The 1,713-nt window shown below is 54.7% G+C and carries 1 rRNA gene; it reads right to left on the bottom strand.

From position 1 onward, the window contains the following. Positions 1 to 15: 15 nt before the first annotated feature. Positions 16 to 1,537: ribosomal RNA gene (locus tag E3O47_RS03285) — 16S ribosomal RNA — on the bottom strand. Between the last annotated feature and the right edge of the window lie 176 nt (positions 1,538 to 1,713).

Below are 1,713 nucleotides of genomic sequence, written 5' to 3'. Positions count from 1 at the left end.
TGCTGTGCTCCTTAGAAAGGAGGTGATCCAGCCGCACCTTCCGGTACGGCTACCTTGTTACGACTTAGTCCTAATCACCGATCCCACCTTCGACAGCTCCTCCCCTTGCGGGTTAGGCCACTGGCTTCGGGTGTTACCGACTTTCATGACTTGACGGGCGGTGTGTACAAGGCCCGGGAACGTATTCACCGCAGCGTTGCTGATCTGCGATTACTAGCGACTCCGACTTCATGAGGTCGAGTTGCAGACCTCAATCCGAACTGAGACCGGCTTTTTGGGATTCGCTCCACCTTGCGGTATTGCAGCCCTTTGTACCGGCCATTGTAGCATGCGTGAAGCCCAAGACATAAGGGGCATGATGATTTGACGTCATCCCCACCTTCCTCCGAGTTGACCCCGGCAGTATCCCATGAGTTCCCACCATTACGTGCTGGCAACATAGGACGAGGGTTGCGCTCGTTGCGGGACTTAACCCAACATCTCACGACACGAGCTGACGACAACCATGCACCACCTGTATAGAGACCTTGCGGGGCGACTGTTTCCAACCGTTTCCTCTATATGTCAAGCCTTGGTAAGGTTCTTCGCGTTGCATCGAATTAATCCGCATGCTCCGCCGCTTGTGCGGGCCCCCGTCAATTCCTTTGAGTTTTAGCCTTGCGGCCGTACTCCCCAGGCGGGGAACTTAATGCGTTAGCTGCGACACGGAGACCGTGGAATGGTCCCCACATCTAGTTCCCAACGTTTACGGCATGGACTACCAGGGTATCTAATCCTGTTCGCTCCCCATGCTTTCGCTCCTCAGCGTCAGTTACGGCCCAGAGATCTGCCTTCGCCATTGGTGTTCCTCCTGATATCTGCGCATTCCACCGCTACACCAGGAATTCCAATCTCCCCTACCGCACTCTAGTCTGCCCGTACCCACTGCAGGCCCGAGGTTGAGCCTCGGGTTTTCACAGCAGACGCGACAAACCGCCTACGAGCTCTTTACGCCCAATAATTCCGGACAACGCTTGCACCCTACGTATTACCGCGGCTGCTGGCACGTAGTTAGCCGGTGCTTTTTCTGCAGGTACCGTCACTTTTACGCTTCTTCCCTACTAAAAGAGGTTTACAACCCGAAGGCCGTCGTCCCTCACGCGGCGTTGCTGCATCAGGCTTTCGCCCATTGTGCAATATTCCCCACTGCTGCCTCCCGTAGGAGTCTGGGCCGTGTCTCAGTCCCAGTGTGGCCGGTCACCCTCTCAGGCCGGCTACCCGTCGTCGCCTTGGTGAGCCATTACCTCACCAACTAGCTGATAGGCCGCGAGCTCATCCTTGACCAAAATTCTTTCCACCCCAGAAGATGCCTTCCAAGGTCGTATCCGGTATTAGACGTCGTTTCCAACGCTTATCCCAGAGTCAAGGGCAGATTGCTCACGTGTTACTCACCCGTTCGCCACTGATCAGAGAAGCAAGCTCCTCATCACCGTTCGACTTGCATGTGTTAAGCACGCCGCCAGCGTTCGTCCTGAGCCAGGATCAAACTCTCCGTAAATGTTTGACTGCACGACCACCGAAGTGACCGGCACATCTAGTGCAGAAAGCCACCGGAATAGGCGAACAATCTGCAAGTTTGAAACTGACAGAACAAATCATTACTGACTTGCTTTGTTGTTTAAATGTTTTCCAAAGGAATCTCTTCCGCGGTACCCCCTAGAAAGGAGCCCTACG

The organism is Cryobacterium sp. TMT2-17-1 (genome assembly GCF_004402765.1).
GTDB lineage: Bacteria > Actinomycetota > Actinomycetes > Actinomycetales > Microbacteriaceae > Cryobacterium > Cryobacterium sandaracinum.
Note: the sequence above shows the minus strand (reverse complement) of the source record. Positions and strands in the feature narration are given on the sequence as shown.